Below are 17,798 nucleotides of genomic sequence, written 5' to 3'. Positions count from 1 at the left end.
CTGAATTTTTTATTGTTAATTTTTTCTACTTTCTATTAATAGAATTAAATCAATAATTCTAGAAGAATATCCTATTTCATTATCATACCAGCCTACCACTTTCACCATTTTGTCAATTACTGAGGTGAGTTGTGCGTCAAAAAGACAAGAGTTTCTGTTTCCAATAACATCTACAGAAACAATTGGATCTTCAGTATAATCGAGAACTCCTTTTAAGTTAGTTTGTGCTGCAATTTTAAAAGCAGCATTTATTTCATTTATGGTAACAGCTCGTTTTACATTGAACGTAATATCCGTTAAGGAACCATCAGGAACAGGGACTCTAATACCGCATCCGCCAATTTTTCCTTGCAATTTAGTGAAAATTTTTGTCAATGCCTTTGCTGCACCAGTAGTTGTAGGAACAATTGATTGACTTGCCCCACGTGCTCTGCGTAAATCCTTATGCGGTTGATCGTGTAAACTTTGATCTGTTGTATACGAGTGAATTGTAGTGATGTAGGCCTGCTCAATACCGCAAAGTTCATCAATGACTTTCATCATTGGTGCTGCATTATTCGTTGTGCAACTGGCGTTGGAAATAATGGTTTCGCTACCATCTAGAATATTCTCATTCACGCCTAGAACAACCGTTTTTATCGTGTCTACTTCTGAAGGTGCAGAAAGAATTACTTTCTTGGCACCAGCCAAAATATGAGCATTTATTTCTTCAAAAGTACGGTACTTTCCAGTCGACTCTATTACGTAATCGATGTCTAAACTTTTCCAATCAAGATTTGAAATTTTTTTTTCGTGAAAGAATAAATAATGTTTTCCATCTACGGAAAAACCTTTTTCATCAGGACTTACTGAAAATGGTAAAACACCGTGAATACTGTCGTATTTCACTAAATGTGCCATAGTTTTTTTATCAGCAATATCATTTATGGCAACGACTTCAATAGTAGGATGGTTTAAAAGCAAGCGAAATAAATTCCGACCAATTCTTCCAAAACCATTAATGGCAATTCTTGTTTTCAAATGGATTCGTTTATTCGTTTATTTGCTTAACCGATGAACCGATTAAACAAATGAATTTTTTATAAAATATGTTTTTGTGCTTTGTAGGATGAACGAACTAATGGTCCGCTTTCTACATGACGAAACCCTAATTCCAAGCCAAATTTCTCATATATTGCAAACTGATCCGGCGTTATAAACTCTTTTACGGGTAAGTGTTTTTTACTGGGTTGCAAGTATTGGCCTATTGTTACAATATCAACATTTGCATCACGTAAATCGCGCATCGTTTGAAAAACTTCTTCTTCTTTTTCACCAAGACCAAGCATGATTCCAGACTTCGTTCTATTGATTCCTTTTTCTTTTAAGTAACGCAAAACTTCCAGACTTCGGTCATATTTTGCTTGAATACGCACTTCACGCGTTAATCTGCGAACGGTTTCTACATTATGCGAAACTACTTCAGGATTGGCTTCCACGATACGGTCAATATTTCTTTCGATACCTTGAAAATCAGGAATTAATGTTTCAAGTGTTGTGTTTGGGTTCATTCTTCTAATGGCTTTTACGGTTTCAATCCAAATAATTGATCCGCCATCTTTTAAATCATCTCTGTCAACGCTGGTAATTACGGCATGTTTGATGTTCATAATTTTGATAGAACGCGCCACTTTTTCAGGCTCATCCCAATCCACAGTTTCTGGTCTTCCGGTTTTTACACCACAAAAACCACAAGAACGGGTACATACATTTCCTAAAATCATAAATGTTGCCGTTCCTTCACCCCAGCATTCACCCATGTTTGGGCAACTTCCCGAAGTACAAATCGTGTTCAAACTATATTTGTCAACTAAGCCGCGAAGCTCTGTATATTTTTGGCCAATTGGGAGTTTAACCTTCAACCATTTCGGTTTTCCAATTGGTAAAGTATTTTCTAAAACAGTTTCCATATATCAATTTTCAAAGCACAAAGATAAGGAATGTAGTTTATTTGTGGATTCGTTTATTTGTTTATTTGAAGAAGAGAAATTGCAGCAGTAGGAGCACAATATTTGCTATTTTTAGGAAATAGTTGGCCTGCTTTCCACTGTATCCACGCAAAAAAATGCGTGGGATGCCACTGCAATCAGGGCTAAAAAGGCCTTTTGGTTTTTTTAAGAGAAAATGTTTTAAAGAAAATAATGACAATATTCAAAAAAAGCTTCAAAATTAAATGAAGCTTTTCTGTTTTAAATAACTAATCCATTTGTACCGTAATGGGAAGAGTATAGGCAGTTCGAACCGGTTTTGAACCAATCATTCCCGGAGACCATTTCGTTTTTAAGGATTTCAATACTCTGACGGCTTCTTTTCCTAAACCATAACCAGGATCTCTTTTTACCTGAATGTCAGTCATGCTTCCGTCTTTTTCTATTACAAAAGACACATAAACTTTCATGGTACTGCCACTGTCAATATCTGGTTTTTCAAAATTATTTCCTACATAGGTATAGAACTTATTGATTCCTCCCGGGAATTCAGGAAGTTTGTCCAGACTTACACTGGCAATAATTGTATTTCCGGGATCAACAGGAGTATCCGTTCCCGTTCCTGTTCCAGAGGAAGAAGTTGGGTTTATGCCAACAGTTGCCGTTCCATCTGTAATGCTGTTTGTTGTACTTGTGTTTTCGGTATTTTTTGCAATATCTTGATTTGCCAGTTGTGCCTGTACAATTATGGGATTCACTAGTTGGTCACTTTGAATCGGAGCTTCCGCATTTTGTGTTTTTACTTCGGGAAGAACTGGTTTTTCTATTTCTTGAATTTGATTGGGTATAATATCGGTTAGTTGAACAGGCGTTGTGAATTCGGGTATAATTAACGTTATCCTATTTTCAGAATTAAAATAATTCAGAACTACAGGAATACTCAAAGCAGAAACTAAAAGTAATATTCCCATGAAAAGTGCCATTATTGAAGTTTTGGTACTTTCCTGGCGCAACTGATACGCTCCATATTCTTTGTTTCTGTATTGAAAAACAAGGTCAATCCAGCTGGTTTCGTAAATGCTTAATTTTGACATAATTTATGGATTTAAAGGTTAGGTATCAGTTAAATCATAAGCAAGGGTTGTTTTTATTTAACAACGTAAATAACAAGAAATTTAGTATGTAATGTGTGGGTTATTTTTTAATTAAAAAAAAGTTGAAAAGAGAAGGCTGTAAAGCGTTGTCTATTTATAACCACAGATAGGAATTGCCGTTGGTTTTAACCAACGGATAGGGAATTTTAGAACAAATTGGCTTTAGCCAAAGTAGTTTTATAATTTCGGCTAAAGCCAATTTTCATTTCTCATTTTAATACATTGGTTAAAACCAACGGCAATTGAAATAAAAATAAAAAACAACAATATAAATAATCGTATTATCTCTTATTCTGAATGATTTCGGCCAGAAGTTTTTTGGCGCGAAGCAATTTAATTTTTACATTACTCAACGGTTCGCCAATTTTGTTGGCAATTTCCTGATAACTCATTTCCTGAAAATAGCGCAACTGGATGACTTCCTGATAATGTGGTTTCAATTCTTTGATGAATTGCAATAATTGGGAAAGATTTTGTTCCGTGATCAATTCATCTTCTGCCGATGGAGTAGTGTCGGCAATATTGTAAGCTTGTTGGTCTTCTTCATCAGTAATTTCTACAAAAAGACTCGATTTCTTTTTTCGCAATAAATCAATGTGAACGTTTTTTGCAATAGCGATTAGCCACGTATTAAACTGAAATTCGGAGTTGTAAGTGGCTATCTTGTCAAAAGCTTTTGAAAAAGTTTCTATGGTAATGTCTTCAGCATTGGTTTCGTTTTCAGTACGCTTGAGCATAAAACCATACACTTCATTCCAATAATAATCCAATAGAAAGGTAAAGGCAACCTGATCGCCTTGTTTTGCTTTTTCTATTTGTTTGTTTATTTCCAAAGTACTGGTTTTGAGAATATATTCGTTATAAAGATATTGATTTGTGTAAATATAAGTACTATTTCAACTATAGGAAACCAGAATTTAATGTCGTTTTCTTTTAATTTTCCTGCCGAAAATCCAACAACAATCCAAGCAACTAAGTATCGGAGTACAATTAAACCCAAAACTAATATCAATTGAAATTGGAAAGCCAATAAGAGAATAGGCAATAAAATAAATAGTAATTGCGAACAATAAAATGCTCCTAATTGTAATTTATCGAAAGGTTTATAATAATTTACTGTGGATACATGTCTTCTTTTTTGGGTAAACCAGTCTTTGAATGTCGTTTTTGGTCTAGAAAGTGTAAAACTTTCCGCTGTGAAAGCAATGGTCGTGTTTTTTGCATTTGCCGCTTGATTAACAAATAAGTCATCATCTCCAGAGCGGACTTGCATGTGTTCTATAAAACCATTTACATTAAAAAAAGTTTCTTTTTTGTAAGCTAAATTTCTGCCCACACCCATATAAGGTTGTCCGATTTTTGCCCAAGAAAAATATTGAATTACCGTAAGTAAAGTTTCAAAACGAATTATTTTATTCAGGAATGAATTAGGAATTTTTTCATATTTACCATAACCCAAAACAATTGTTTTTTGCATCGTAAACTGTGAACTCATAGCAAGTATCCAATCTTTTGAAGTAGGGTAACAATCAGCATCAGTGAATAATAAATATTCTTTTTTGGCCGCTTTTATTCCTAAAGTCAAAGCATATTTTTTGTTTCCCCAAAAGGCTTCGTTGTTCTTCACTTTTACCAAACGTACATTTGAATATTGCTTTTCAAATTCTTCGAAAATAGCCAAAGTATTATCACTTGAAGCATCATCTATCAAGACAATTTCAAAATCAGGGTAATTTTGTTCAGCAAGTAACGGGATGTAATTCGCTACATTTTCTTCTTCGTTTTTCGCACAAACAATTACCGATATTGGGATTTTTTTTGGCGTTATCTTTTGTGTTTTGGCGAAAGCGAATTTCCCAAAAACACCTAGATAATACGAAATTTGAACAGCAACTATAAAAATAAAAAAGTAAAGAATTAGTATAAGCATCAGAGTTTAATGAGTTTTTAAATCGAGTGCAAAGGTATGAATAGAATTGTGAATTGTTAAGTACAATGTGTGAATTTCGAAATAATTTATCGAGTGCATTTTTTCATTTCATTTGCGACAGCAATCGCTTGGGTATCTTCTGTTTTTTCTAATTCGGAAATGATGTTTTGATAATTTTTATCATCTCGGTTTTGCGATAATTTTCTTGTGGCTTGGATTTCTGTAATTTCGATTTCAAATGCTACAATACCTCGGGTTTGCATCATGGTTTTCTTAGATAAATCTTCTACACGAACTGGGTTTTCAGAATTTTGTTCGTATTTATCAACCAGTTTTTTTAGGGATTCGACAACAGCATCGCCCTCGATAATTTTGATTTTCCCGTAAACATGAACCGCAATGTAGTTCCAGGTAGGAACATTTTCATGATCGTACCAAGAAGAAGAAATGTAAGAATGTGGTCCGGAGAAAATAGCTAAAATTTGGTCTTTATCAGTGAAACCTTTCCATTGTGGGTTTTCTTTAGAAATGTGGCCACATAAAATTTGATTTCCATCTTTATTACTATCCAGTTCTAATGGAATATGTGTTGCGCACAATTTTCCATCCGTTTGATTGATTAGGATACCAAAGCTGTTCTCTTGAAGAAATTTTTCGATTTCTTCTTGATTTTCGTTTTTGTAGGGATCTGGAGTGTACATTTTATGATTAGGTTTTAGATGTTGGTTTTTGGAAATTTAGCATTAGAGATAGCAAAATGGATTTTAGGATTTATAAATACCCAACACCTAAAATCTGAAACTAAATTACATTTACCTCAGCCTCAATATGAATGCCAAACGTTTTAAAAATTGTCTCTTGAATATCTTTTGAAACATTCAAAATATCCTGTCCTGTGGCATTGCCATAATTGACTAAAACTAAGGCTTGATTTTTATGGATTCCCGCATCACCAAAACGTTTTCCTTTGAAACCAGCTTGCTCAATCAGCCATCCGGCAGGAACTTTTACTTCGGTTTCAGAAATATCGAAATATTTCATTTCAGGAAATTGCTGTTGTATTTTTTTAAAATCCGATTTTAATAGAATAGGATTTTTAAAGAAACTGCCACTGTTTCCCAATTCCTTCGGATCTGGTAATTTACTTTGTCGAATCGCAATTACGGCATTACTGACGTCTTTTAAAGAAGGATTGGTAATGTTATTTTTTTCTAATTCTGACGTAATATCGCCGTAAGAAGTATTGATTTTATGGTTGCGTTTTGTCAATTTAAAAACTACCGATGTAATGACGTATTGGTCTTTTGCTTCATTTTTGAAAACACTTTCCCGGTAGCCAAAATGACATTCGTCTTTTGTGAATGTTTTATTTTCCTGATTTTCTATCGTCATCGCTTTGCAGGAAACAAAAGTGTCTTTAATCTCAGTGCCATAAGCACCAATGTTTTGTACTGGAGTGGTTCCCACATTTCCAGGAATAAGTGACATGTTTTCTAAACCGCCAAAATTTTGGTCAATGGTCCAAAGTACAAATTCATGCCAGTTTTCTCCAGCCTGGCTTTCGACCCAAACAAAATTATCATCTTCTTCAATAATTTTTTTGCTTTTCAAATCGATATGAATAACCAATCCATCAATATCTTTTGTCAAAAGCATATTGCTTCCGCCGCCTAAAATAAATTTTCTCTGGGATTTATTTTCCTGTAAAATAGTTTTTAAATCTTCTGCCGAATGTACTGCAACAAACTGTTTTGCTTTGGCTTCAATACCAAATGTATTGTATTTTTTTAAAGAGAAATTATGTAGTATTTCCATAAAAGAAAGTGCTTTTTTGAATAGTTTAATCCTAGGTCAAAAGTAAGAATTAAAATTTAGTTGTATAGGTTTTCATCCAGATATGCATCATAAACAGTGGCATAATGTAAGAAGTCATGCGGGTGTCGCCTTTTTGTAAATTTTGAACGAGTTTCTGAATGTTTATGTGTTCAAAATAAGGAATTTGGAATAAATCACTTCTAGAAAATGATTCTAATTCTTCTTTAAATACAGGACTTTTAGTTATATAATCACCCCAAGGAACACTCAATCCTACTTTTCTGAATTTTAGAATTTTATCAGGTAAGCGTTCTTCCATCGATGATTTCAGGATGAATTTCCATTTTTTTCCTGCAAACATCCATTTGTCTTCAATTGAGCCTAATCCGACAACTAATCTTGGATCTAAAAACGGTTCCCGACATTCAATGGATGCACCCATTGTACAGCGATCGTTTCTGTCTAAAAGCGAGCATAAATAGGTATGTTGGTCAAAATAAAGGGCTTGTCTACGTAAATTGTCCGGATATAAAGATTTTGCTTCTTGGTAAATTTGTTTTCTGTATTCGTTTTTAGGAGGTGTATTAATTCCAAAAGTTTTCGCAATGTCTTTTGGAAAAATATTAGAGCCATTGTAAATGATCAATTCAGATTTTTTTTTGATTTGGGCATAACGCATTAACTTTTCGTATCGTGGGTTTTTTATGAAAACATCTAAATTACTAATGGTGGCAATGGAATTCAATAGAGATGGATATTGTAAGGCTTTGTATCGCACATAACCACCCATTAATTCATCAGCACCTTCACCGGAAAGTAATACTTTTACTGACGGTTTTGCCATTTGTGAAACTGCCAAAAGATGTGGTTCGCTCAAATGCATAATAGGTTCGTCTTGAAAATAAGTGGAACTTATTAATTTATCATAAAGCTTTGTATGCTCCAATTGCATCGTATGAAATCCATAGTCGAATTTCTCCGCCATCATTTTAGCCAAATGCGATTCGTTATGTTCTTTCTCTTTGAAACCAATATTAAAAGTTTGAATATCTTTGTAATTTTGATGGAATAATGAAGCCAAAATTGAGGAAGAATCCAGTCCGCCACTCAATAAAACGCCAACAGCAACGTCACTTACCATTCGCAGTTTTATGGAGTCATCAAAAGTTTCGCGAAACCATTCTACGGGATTTTTTATTTCAGGCTGATTTTGAATTTCCTTTTTTAAGTCCCACCATTTTTTGGTTGTTACTTTTCCACCTTCATGAATGGTCATGATATGTCCGGGCAATACTTTTTTTACATTTTGGTACAAAGTATTTTCGCCGGCAACAAATCGGTTAAAAATATATTCTTGTAGTCCATCTTGTGCCATTTTGAGAGGAACTCCAGCCGTGAATAGTGCTTTTTGTTCGGATGCGAAATAAAAAGTCTCGTTGTAAAAAGAATAATATAGCGGTTTAACCCCCATTCTGTCACGAACAACAATTAACTTTTTTTCCATTTTATCCCAAATAGCAAACGCAAACATTCCGTTGAGACGATTGAGCATTTTTAAACCATGTAATTGGAATAATTTCATCAAAACCTCGGTATCTGAAGTGGTTTTAATGTCAAATCCATTGCTTTTTAACTCGGGATAAAATTCTTTGAAATTGTAGATTTCGCCATTATAAACCAGCACATATCTTCCGTCTTCCGATAGGAAAGGTTGGTGCCCGGCTAAGGAAATATCTAAAATTGAAAGTCTTCTGTGTCCAAAGCCAATATTATTTTCTATAAATAATCCTTTATCATCCGGGCCGCGATGTTCCAGCGAATCGCGCATCTTTGTTAGAATCCGTTCGTCAATTTTTTTTTGTGATTGTAAATGCAAGATTCCATTAATTCCACACATAGTTAATTTGGGCTATTTGTGTTGATTAATTCGTGGTATTTGTTGGCAATAATTCTCATGTTTATATTGTAATCTGCATTTTTTTCTACAAACGTTCTGTTTTTTAAAACTGCTTCGTTCCTATGTTTATTGTTTTCAAATGCCCAGATTAATTCTTCTGCCAGCATTTTGTAATCATCAACGGTAACTAATTGTCCGTTTTCTCTATGTTTAATCCAACTTTGATTTCCTAGAATATCTGTTACAATTGGATAACAGTTAGTAGCCATCGCTTCAAATAAAGAGGCCGAAACACCTTCAGTTATTGGCATACTAATGTAGATATTAGATTGCTGCAATAGTTTTGGTAATGCTGTATTTGGAATTCTTCCGGTAAAGTTGACTTTGTTTTCGATATTTAATTTTTTTGCTAAATCTTTCAATGAAGAAAGTTGTGTTCCGTCTCCTATAATAGTAAGTACGAAATCTATTCCTTTTTGGTTTAAAATAGCAAATGATTTTAAAATAATATCATGACGGTATTCTGGTAACAAAGAGCGAGTGACAATAGCACAAATTTTTTCTGGATTGGCATTGTTGTTATTACCGAATTTCTCTAAATCAATTCCCTTTGGTAAAACCAAAACTTTATTCATGTCGACATTGGCTGCCAGCATAGAAATAGTCATCACTGAGCCCCAAGCATGAATTAAATCCGCTTTTTTGAAAGCGTAATTCTGAATGAGTTTTTTTAAAGGTAATGAAATCGATTTTTCAGGCCATAAATCGGTTCTGCCTTGCTGTGCAATTGCTATTGGCTTTACACAAGATAATGCAGCAAGAAAACCGTAACTGGTGGTTCTTTCTGCAATTACCATGTCCGGTTGTTGGGCTTTTATTATTTTTCTAATTTTAAAAATAGCTAATTCTAATTCTAAAAGCCTTAAAATTCGGTTATGAATACAATCACTGGGTGTTTTTAATTCCCAAGTAATGATTTCAAAATCACCAAATTGCTTAAGACCGTTCATCCAAGTGATGGCATCAGCTCTATAGGATTCTCCCAGAAAAAGAATTTTCTTTTTTTGCATCGGTATAAATTAGAATTACTCAGAAGTTAAAGCGCGATTTATAAAGTCATTTAGTGGTTTCAGGGTAATTAATTTTTTACTCATTGTAGCAACAAAATCTTTTTTTGTTACTTCTGAAATATCAATTCTTTGAGAAGATTCAAAGCTTTTCAGTTTGAGTAAATCAATGGCTGGATGGTCTTTTTCGTACCCTCGTGGTGGGTTTTTTAGTGTGTTTTTTTCATTCCGATCAAAATCCTTAAATTCCTTTTTGAAATTTTTATCCTCAAGAATTGCTTCTAAATCATCATGAAAATAAGCAATTTCCTTACGCATTTTTTTCAAATCATCCGCTTCAGGACAATACAATCCTCCGGCAATAAAACTAGCGCCTTTTTCTAAATGAATATAATATCCAGAGCGATTTAAACCTTTTGCACCCGAAGAAAGCCAAACACCCAAGTGCGATTTATAAGGAGTCTTGTCCTTAGAGAACCGAATGTCACGATTGATTCTAAAAGTACAATTTTTTACTTCCAGCATTTCCAGCGAAGGATCCATTGGTTTCATCACGTCAAGTAAATCAGCAACTAATTGCTGGTAATCTTTCTTGAAAGCTTCGTACCTTTTTTTATTTTCCAAAAACCAATCCCTATTATTGTTGGCCTTTAAATCATCCAGAAATTGTAGCGTGTCTTTTGAAAGCATATTGAAACTATTATAATTGTTTTTTTAAATCCTCTTCACTTATAAATCCAGAATGTTTCCATTTTACTTCTTTGTTTTCATACAATAATAAGGTAGGAAGTTCACTAATTTTCATTTCAGTCATCAGGGTTTTATTTTTATCTGCATCCAATCGAATAATAACGATTTTATCTGCTAATTCTTTTTCCATTTGCAAAAGATACGGTTTCATTTTTTTGCATGGAGCGCACCATTCTGCATAAAAATCAATCAATACTTTTTTATCTGAGTTTAATAATTTGTTGTATTCCTGAGTTGATAGGCCAATTATTTTGCTACTTGGTTTAGAAAGGCCCGCTGAATCCCATTTTAATATTCCACCGTCTAATTGGTATATGGTTGTAAAGCCTAATTCACTTAATTTTTCAGCAGCTTTTTGACTTCTTCCTCCACTTTTGCAATACACAAAAATAGGTTTTGATTTGTCGAATTTTGCGGCATTTGTAACAAAATCATTGCTAAGCCAATTTACATTTTTAGCATTGTCAATATGATCGGACGCAAATTCCTCAGGAGTTCGTACATCTAGGATTTGTGGATTTGGAGTCTCCTTTATTCTTTCTGCAAAAGCTTTGGCTTCAATAGTTTTTACGTCTTTTGAAGTTTGTCCATTACAGGATAAAACTACAAAAGATAGGATTATAAGGAATATTGAATGAAATTTCATTGATCTAATTTTAAATTGGAATAGGCTAAATTAGGTAAATTTTCATTTTTGTAATCTTAATTAACTATTAAATAAAATTATAAGTTGAAAATTTTATAGGTCTGATGTGTCGATTTTACAATCGTTTCCGTGCGTTCCGGATGTGTATCTGAAATAAAGAGCTGTCCAAAAGTATCGCTGTTGACCATTTCAATAATTTTAGCCACTCGACTTTCGTCTAATTTATCAAAGATATCATCAAATAATAGAATTGGTTTTACGCCACTTTGTTTTTTTAGGAATTCAAACTGTGCTAATTTTAAAGCGATTAAAAATGATTTCTGTTGACCCTGTGATCCAAATTTCTTGATGGGATGTTCGTCTATTTCAAATGATAAATCATCTTTATGAATTCCCACACTGGTGTAATGTAACGCTCTGTCTTTATTGATGTTTTCTTGTAAAAGTGTCAGTAAATCTTTTTCGAATAAATGACTTTCATATACCAGCTGAACTGTTTCTTGTGAACCCGTTATGGCTTGATGATGTGTATTGAAAATAGGAATAAACTGGTCGATAAATTCTTTTCTTTTTTCGAAAATATAATTTCCGAAACTGTTGAGCTGCTCATTATATATAGATAACGTATCGTTTTCAAAAACATGATTCAGTGCAAAATATTTTAACAAAGCATTACGCTGGCTCATTACTTTTTGGTATTGAATCAGTTGTTGTAAATAATGGGAATCTAACTGCGAAATTATGCTGTCAATGAATTTTCTTCGAGTTTCACTGCCTTCCACAACCAAATCGCTGTCGGTGGGAGAAATAATAACCAAAGGAATAAAACCAATATGATCTGAAAATTTATCGTACGCTTTTCCGTTGCGTTTTAATATTTTTTTTTGGCCTTTTTTTAGACTACAAAGGATTTGCTCATTTCTTTCGTTTTTTTCAAATTCAGCATCAATCACAAAGAATTCTTCTCCGTGTTTAATATTCTGAACGGCTAATGGATTGAAATAGCTTTTTCCGTACGATAAATGGTAGATTGCATCAAGCACATTTGTCTTTCCAATACCATTCTTACCTACAAAACAATTTATTTTGCTGTCAAAAGCGAAATTTGCTTCTGAAAAATTCTTATAATTGAATAATGAAATCTTTTTTAAATACATCTTTAAGGCTTGCTGGTATTGAGAACTTTGATGTTTTTGAACAGGTTTTTCAAAGCGGGTGCAAATTATTGAAAAATATCGATAAAAATGGCTTTTAGATTTTTTCTATGGAAATTATTTTTCCTTTGGAAAGAAAGAACCTCCTATAATATTTTTTTGAATATAAAAGCATATTTTTTATGTCGGTTTGAATAAAAATTTTATTTTTGCGACTCACTAAATTAAAATTAAATGGCTACGTACAGTAAAAGAGGATATAAAGCACCAAAAGAAAAAGAAGTAAATGATGCGGTTGAAGAGGTTAAAATTGATGAAAAAGACAGCACAACAGCCGGTGTTTTTTCAACATTAGACGAAACAGCTTCAAAAACTGAGGATTGGGTAGCTAGAAATCAAAAAGTCATTATTGGATTAGTTGCAGGTGTTGCATTGTTTACTGTAGGTTATTTAGCATATCAAAAATTTGTTGCTACGCCAAAACAAGACGAAGCGGCTAATGAAATGTTTGTTGCGCAAGAAAATTTTCAAAAAGCTACTGACGGAGTTGCTAGTGATTCATTATATAAGTTGTCTTTGAATGGTTCCGAAGGGAAATTTGGATTTTTAAAAATTGCTGATGAATATTCAGGAACAGATGCAGGAAACTTAGCTAATTATTATGCAGGTTTGGCTTATTTGAATACGGGAAAATATAACGAAGCTATCGAATATTTAGGTAAATTTAAATCTGAAGATATTGTTTTGGGTGCTTTGGCAAAAGGAGCGATAGGGGATGCTTATTCTCAAAAAAATCAACCAAAAGAAGCTTTAGAAAATTACGTAAAAGCAGCTGAGTCAAATAAAAATGATTTTACAACACCACGTTTCTTGTTAAAAGCTGGAAAAATAGCTTTAGCGTTAGGAAACAAAGTAGATGCTTTAAAATATTTTACAGATATAAAAGAAAATTTTGAGGCAACTCCAGAAGCTGCTTCAATTGACGTCTTGATAGGATTGGCACAATAGTAAAAATGATTTAAGATTCCTGATTGAAGAGTGTAGATTTTTGTTTTCAAAATGCTATCTTTAATATCTGAAATCAAAACTCTATAATCAAAAATCAAATGGCTACCGTAAATAAAAATTTATCTGATTACGATAAAAATTCAATCCCAAATGCGAAAGATTTTCGCTTTGGGATTGTTGTTTCAGAATGGAATGATGCTATAACTGAAGGACTTTATAAAGGTGCTATAGAAGCCCTTTTGGAAAATCAAGTTCCACCACAGCATATTATTCGGTGGAATGTTCCTGGAAGCTTTGAACTTATTTATGGCTCTAAGAAAATGTTGCAAACGCAGAATGTAGATGCTGTTATTGCTATTGGATGTGTAATTCAAGGGCAAACGAAACATTTTGATTTTGTGTGTGAAGGAGTAACTCAAGGAATTAAAGATTTGAATGTACAAACTGATATTCCGGTTATTTTTTGTGTTTTGACTGATAATACCATGCAACAATCCATTGATCGAAGTGGAGGAATTCACGGGAATAAAGGGACTGAAGCGGCTATTGCGGCTATAAAAATGGCTTATATTCGTCAACAAGCTTCATTATCACATCAAATAGATAATCAACATTTATTGTCTGCAGGAGCTATCCAAATAGAAGAAGGATCGCCTTTAGAGTTGAAGGAATAAATAATACAATTTTATTAAAACATAAGTAAAAACCTACTCCAATGGAGTAGGTTTTTTATTGAGTCACTAATACATTTATAGTAGATTCTCCATATATATATATGGGCATTAGCAATTAATAAAGTATTAAAGAATCTGTGGAAATCCGTTTTATGAATTATAAATCATTACCCAAAGGATTATTCATGTGCATGAGCTGCTTCAAGATTAATATCAGATAGCGCAATTTCGGTTAATGATACGTCTGTTTTTTTCTCTTCTTCGAGAGTTTTAGCCAATAAAGTGGCAGCTTTATTTTCACCTAATGTTACAGCATAAGCACGCAAAGTACCGTAAGTGGCAATTTCATAATGTTCTACTTTTTGAGCTGCGGCAATGATTGCTGCATCGCGTACCACTCCAATTTCGGTTTCTTCCATAATGCCATCAGCTTCTTTTAGCAATCCTTCCATCGCATCACATTTTTTACCTACTGCTTTTATGCCCAAAGATTCAAATACTTTTTCTAAACGAACAACATGTTCCTCTGTTTCTTTTAAATGGTGTTCAAAGGCATGAATCAGTTTAGATGAAGTTGCATTTTTTGCCATTTTTGGCAAAGCTTTCGTCAACGCATGCTCTGCCCAAAAGATGTCTTTCAATCCATCTTCAAAAAAATCTCTCAGACCTTGTGCCGCATCTGGTTTTGCTTTTACAGCTCCTTTTTTAGATTCTGCTTTTGCATTTTCTTGTTTTTCATTGGTTGCTTTCATAACTGTTGTTTTTAATTATTTTACTTGTTTGAAATAACAAATTTAAGTTTTAAAGGTGTAGAAGGGTTATATAATTTCGTTAAAAAATTTCAAAATTCATACTTTATGTTATTGTTTTTCAAGTATTTGAATTTTTGTATTGGCCTTGGGATTTTAGTCTTTGATTTAGAATTAGATGATGTTTCATAATATATGCGGAATATTTGTATCACAGTAGATTTGAGGGTTAACTTGCTGAAATTAGTTCTTAACGAGGCTGTATAGGCCGAATTTTTAGGGTGTGAATTTTTCTTTTTTAAAAGCACATTAATAATAAAACCCAATAGAAATTCATTAAATTTGTAGTTCTTGGTTTTAAAAATTTTTAAACCATAAACTTTAAACCTAAATTTGTTAATGTCGAGTATAATTCAATTACTTCCTGATCATGTTGCCAATCAAATTGCTGCTGGAGAAGTCGTTCAACGACCAGCTTCAGTTGTCAAAGAGTTGCTTGAAAACGCAGTAGATGCCCGAGCAACAGATATCAAATTAATTATTAAAGATGCAGGAAAGGCATTAGTACAAGTGATTGATAATGGTTTAGGAATGAGCGTAACTGATGCGCGTTTGTGTTTTGAACGTCATGCCACTTCCAAAATTCGTCAAGCTGAAGATTTATTTTCTTTGCATACCAAAGGATTTCGTGGAGAAGCATTGGCTTCTATTGCGGCGATTGCCCATGTAGAAATGAAAACCAAACAAGACCAGGAAGAACTTGGAACACACATTATAATTGAAGGGAGTAAGTTTGTATCTCAAGATGTTGCTGTTTTGCCAAAAGGCACTTCATTTGCAGTGAAAAACTTATTCTTTAATATTCCGGCACGACGCAATTTCCTGAAATCCGATACGGTGGAATACCGCCATATTATTGATGAGTTTCAACGTGTGGCTTTGGCACATCCAAAAATTCATTTTACGTTTTATCACAATGGCAGTGAAATGTTTAATTTGCCACCTTCCACTTTGCGACAACGTATTGTCAATATTTTTTCGGGTAAAACCAATGAAAAATTAGTTCCGGTTCAGGAAGAAACAGAAATAGTGGCGATTCAGGGATTTGTAAGCAAACCAGAATTTGCCAAGAAAAATCGTGGCGAACAGTTTTTCTTTGTGAATGACCGTTTTATAAAAAGTGGCTATTTGCATCATGCTGTTATGGCTGCGTATGACGGAATTTTGAAAGATGGTGCGCAACCTAGTTATTTTTTATATTTATCGGTGCCGCCCAATACGATTGATATTAATATTCATCCTACTAAAACGGAGATTAAATTTGATGACGAACATGCCTTATATGCTATTTTAAGAGCTTCTATAAAACATAGTTTGGGACAATTTAATGTGGCTCCGGTTTTGGATTTTGATCGGGATTCTAATTTGGACACGCCGTATCATTATAAAGATTTAGAAGGTGCTACGCCAACGATTCAGGTGGATGGAAATTTCAATCCGTTCTCTGAAGAAAAACCCAGCAAACAATTTTCTAGTTATAGAAAACCAGAACCAACAGCAAATTGGGAGAGTTTGTATGTAGGTTTAAAACAAGATACGGATGAAATAGGACATATTACTTTCGAAAATGAAGAAGTGACTTCCTCTTTATTCAATGATGAAGAAGTGGAGCATGCGGTTCATAAAACCTATCAAATTCATAAAAAATACATTGTCTCCTCCATAAAATCAGGAATGGTTATTGTGGATCAGCAGCGGGCGCATCAGCGTGTTTTGTACGAACAATTGCTGGTTAATATGACGGTTAATCAAGCTTCAAGTCAGCAGTTATTATTTCCATTGAACTTGTTTTTTTCGTCAAGCGAAATGGATCTTATTGCTGAATTGCAACTTTCATTGATGAATACTGGGTTTGTTTTCGAAGAAAATAGTACAGATCATATCGTCATTTCAGGAATACCGGTGAACGTGACAGAGAGTGAAGTCTCAATAGTTTTGGAACAATTATTAAGTGATTTACAAGACGGGATTCCAGAAAGCAGTTTTAGCCAGAATGATACAATTGCCAAATCTATGGCGAAAAGTTTGGCCGTAAAAACAGGAACACACCTTACAGAAAAAGAACAGGAAAATTTGGTTAACGGGCTTTTTGCCTGTAAAGACCCTAATGTTTCCCCATTTTATAAACCCACTTTCATCACTATGCGTGTGGAAGATTTAGATAAAAAATTTGCACTATGAGAAACGTAACAGAGACGGTTAAGCAATTAATCATTATTAATATTTTGTTTTTTGTTGGGACACTTGTTATAGGTGATCCAGCTTATAAAATGCTTTCCATGTATTTTCCTGAAAATCCAAATTTCCAAGTTTGGCAGCCTATTTCACACATGTTTATGCATGGTGGATTTATGCATATTTTCTTCAACATGTTTGCGCTATATTCTTTTGGATCTGCATTAGAAAGTATTTGGGGAAGCAAAAAGTTTCTCTTTTTCTATATTTCCTGTGGCTTAGGTGCAGCATTGCTTCATACAGGAATCAACTATTATTACTATCAGGATGGAATAAATTCTCTAATGGGTCAAGGATTTTCAAAAACAGAAATTTTAGCTGTTTTAAATGGAAAAGGTAACGACCAGATAGTTCCAATTTTAAACAGTCCCGGTTTTCAAAATTTCGTAAGTGCCTATTTTGGAACTGTTGTTGGAGCTTCTGGAGCTATATATGGTGTAATTGTTGCTTTTGCTTTTATGTTTCCTAATGCGGAATTGGCTTTGATGTTTATTCCGGTGCCAATAAAGGCAAAATATTTTGTACCAGGTTTAGTTTTAGTAGATTTGTATTTAGGAGTGTCAGGAAAATCAATTTTTGGAGGCGGCGGTGGAATAGCTCATTTTGCTCACGTTGGAGGTGCCTTATTTGGTTTCATTATTATGTGGTACTGGAAGAAAAATCAGTTTAATAGTAATCGTTGGAATTAATTT

Annotated in this window: 17 protein-coding genes; 4 read left to right on the top strand and 13 right to left on the bottom strand. The window is 33.7% G+C overall.

From position 1 onward, the window contains the following. Nucleotides 1-15 precede the first annotated feature (15 nt). The 12 genes from gap to recF all read right to left on the bottom strand — a co-directional run bounded on the left by gap (nucleotide 16) and on the right by recF (nucleotide 12,383). Nucleotides 16-1,020, bottom strand: a complete 1,005-nt coding sequence (gap, locus tag ACM55K_RS10080; RefSeq protein WP_416850104.1) for a type I glyceraldehyde-3-phosphate dehydrogenase — start codon at nucleotides 1,018-1,020, stop codon at nucleotides 16-18. A 59-nt stretch (nucleotides 1,021-1,079) separates the two neighbouring features. Continuing rightward, nucleotides 1,080-1,949: a lipoyl synthase gene (gene lipA, locus ACM55K_RS10075; RefSeq protein WP_416850103.1), complete on the bottom strand. Its 870-nt coding sequence runs from the start codon at nucleotides 1,947-1,949 to the stop codon at nucleotides 1,080-1,082. Nucleotides 1,950-2,236: 287 nt separating this feature from the next. After that, on the bottom strand, nucleotides 2,237-3,061 hold the full coding sequence (locus tag ACM55K_RS10070; RefSeq protein ID WP_416850102.1) for an energy transducer TonB: 825 nt from the start codon (nucleotides 3,059-3,061) through the stop codon (nucleotides 2,237-2,239). A gap of 341 nt (nucleotides 3,062-3,402) precedes the next feature. Beyond that, on the bottom strand, nucleotides 3,403-3,954 hold the full coding sequence (locus ACM55K_RS10065) for an RNA polymerase sigma factor (protein WP_416850101.1): 552 nt from the start codon (nucleotides 3,952-3,954) through the stop codon (nucleotides 3,403-3,405). Continuing rightward, nucleotides 3,945-5,051 carry a glycosyltransferase gene (locus ACM55K_RS10060; RefSeq protein ID WP_416850100.1) on the bottom strand — a complete coding sequence of 369 codons (1,107 nt, stop codon included), beginning with the start codon at nucleotides 5,049-5,051 and terminating at the stop codon, nucleotides 3,945-3,947. The genes ACM55K_RS10065 and ACM55K_RS10060 overlap by 10 nt, the downstream gene beginning before the upstream one ends. Nucleotides 5,052-5,137: 86 nt before the next feature. Next, nucleotides 5,138-5,752: an FMN-binding negative transcriptional regulator gene (locus ACM55K_RS10055; RefSeq protein WP_416850099.1), complete on the bottom strand. Its 615-nt coding sequence runs from the start codon at nucleotides 5,750-5,752 to the stop codon at nucleotides 5,138-5,140. A 100-nt stretch (nucleotides 5,753-5,852) separates the two neighbouring features. Further along, on the bottom strand, nucleotides 5,853-6,866 hold the full coding sequence (murB, locus tag ACM55K_RS10050; RefSeq protein ID WP_416850098.1) for a UDP-N-acetylmuramate dehydrogenase: 1,014 nt from the start codon (nucleotides 6,864-6,866) through the stop codon (nucleotides 5,853-5,855). 49 nt (nucleotides 6,867-6,915) lie between these two features. Beyond that, nucleotides 6,916-8,763, bottom strand: a complete 1,848-nt coding sequence (gene asnB, locus ACM55K_RS10045) for an asparagine synthase (glutamine-hydrolyzing) (protein ID WP_416850097.1) — start codon at nucleotides 8,761-8,763, stop codon at nucleotides 6,916-6,918. A 2-nt stretch (nucleotides 8,764-8,765) separates the two neighbouring features. Next, nucleotides 8,766-9,833: a glycosyltransferase gene (locus ACM55K_RS10040; protein ID WP_416850096.1), complete on the bottom strand. Its 1,068-nt coding sequence runs from the start codon at nucleotides 9,831-9,833 to the stop codon at nucleotides 8,766-8,768. A gap of 15 nt (nucleotides 9,834-9,848) precedes the next feature. Then, nucleotides 9,849-10,520: a DUF2461 domain-containing protein gene (locus ACM55K_RS10035; protein ID WP_416850095.1), complete on the bottom strand. Its 672-nt coding sequence runs from the start codon at nucleotides 10,518-10,520 to the stop codon at nucleotides 9,849-9,851. A gap of 10 nt (nucleotides 10,521-10,530) precedes the next feature. Further along, the gene (locus tag ACM55K_RS10030) at nucleotides 10,531-11,226 is read right to left on the bottom strand and encodes a thioredoxin domain-containing protein (protein WP_416850094.1); all 696 of its coding nucleotides are present in this window, start codon (nucleotides 11,224-11,226) and stop codon (nucleotides 10,531-10,533) included. Between the two features lie 77 nt (nucleotides 11,227-11,303). Further along, nucleotides 11,304-12,383 (bottom strand): DNA replication/repair protein RecF, encoded by a 1,080-nt coding sequence (gene recF, locus ACM55K_RS10025; RefSeq protein ID WP_416850093.1) that lies wholly within the window; start codon nucleotides 12,381-12,383, stop codon nucleotides 11,304-11,306. 231 nt (nucleotides 12,384-12,614) lie between these two features. On the opposite strand from recF, the gene ACM55K_RS10020 reads away from it, so the two are divergent. Continuing rightward, nucleotides 12,615-13,388 carry a tetratricopeptide repeat protein gene (locus ACM55K_RS10020; protein ID WP_416850092.1) on the top strand — a complete coding sequence of 258 codons (774 nt, stop codon included), beginning with the start codon at nucleotides 12,615-12,617 and terminating at the stop codon, nucleotides 13,386-13,388. A gap of 98 nt (nucleotides 13,389-13,486) precedes the next feature. Beyond that, entirely contained in the window at nucleotides 13,487-14,062 is a 576-nt protein-coding gene (ribH, locus tag ACM55K_RS10015) for a 6,7-dimethyl-8-ribityllumazine synthase (RefSeq protein WP_416850091.1), read from the top strand. Nucleotides 14,063-14,241: 179 nt separating this feature from the next. Here ribH and ACM55K_RS10010 read toward each other — a convergent pair whose 3' ends face one another. Continuing rightward, complete coding sequence (locus ACM55K_RS10010; protein ID WP_416850090.1) at nucleotides 14,242-14,814, bottom strand: YciE/YciF ferroxidase family protein; 573 nt, start codon at nucleotides 14,812-14,814, stop codon at nucleotides 14,242-14,244. 396 nt (nucleotides 14,815-15,210) lie between these two features. On the opposite strand from ACM55K_RS10010, the gene mutL reads away from it, so the two are divergent. Beyond that, a complete protein-coding gene (mutL, locus tag ACM55K_RS10005; RefSeq protein ID WP_416850089.1) occupies nucleotides 15,211-17,052 on the top strand; it encodes a DNA mismatch repair endonuclease MutL in 1,842 nt (613 codons plus the stop codon). Next, complete coding sequence (locus ACM55K_RS10000) at nucleotides 17,049-17,795, top strand: rhomboid family intramembrane serine protease (RefSeq protein ID WP_416850088.1); 747 nt, start codon at nucleotides 17,049-17,051, stop codon at nucleotides 17,793-17,795. Before mutL ends, ACM55K_RS10000 begins: the two co-directional genes overlap by 4 nt. Nucleotides 17,796-17,798: the final 3 nt, after the last annotated feature.

Source organism: Flavobacterium arabinosi, from assembly GCF_048158725.1.
Taxonomy (GTDB): Bacteria; Bacteroidota; Bacteroidia; order Flavobacteriales; family Flavobacteriaceae; genus Flavobacterium; species Flavobacterium arabinosi.
The sequence above is the reverse complement of the archived record's forward strand: the minus strand, read 5'-3'. Positions and strand labels throughout refer to the sequence as shown.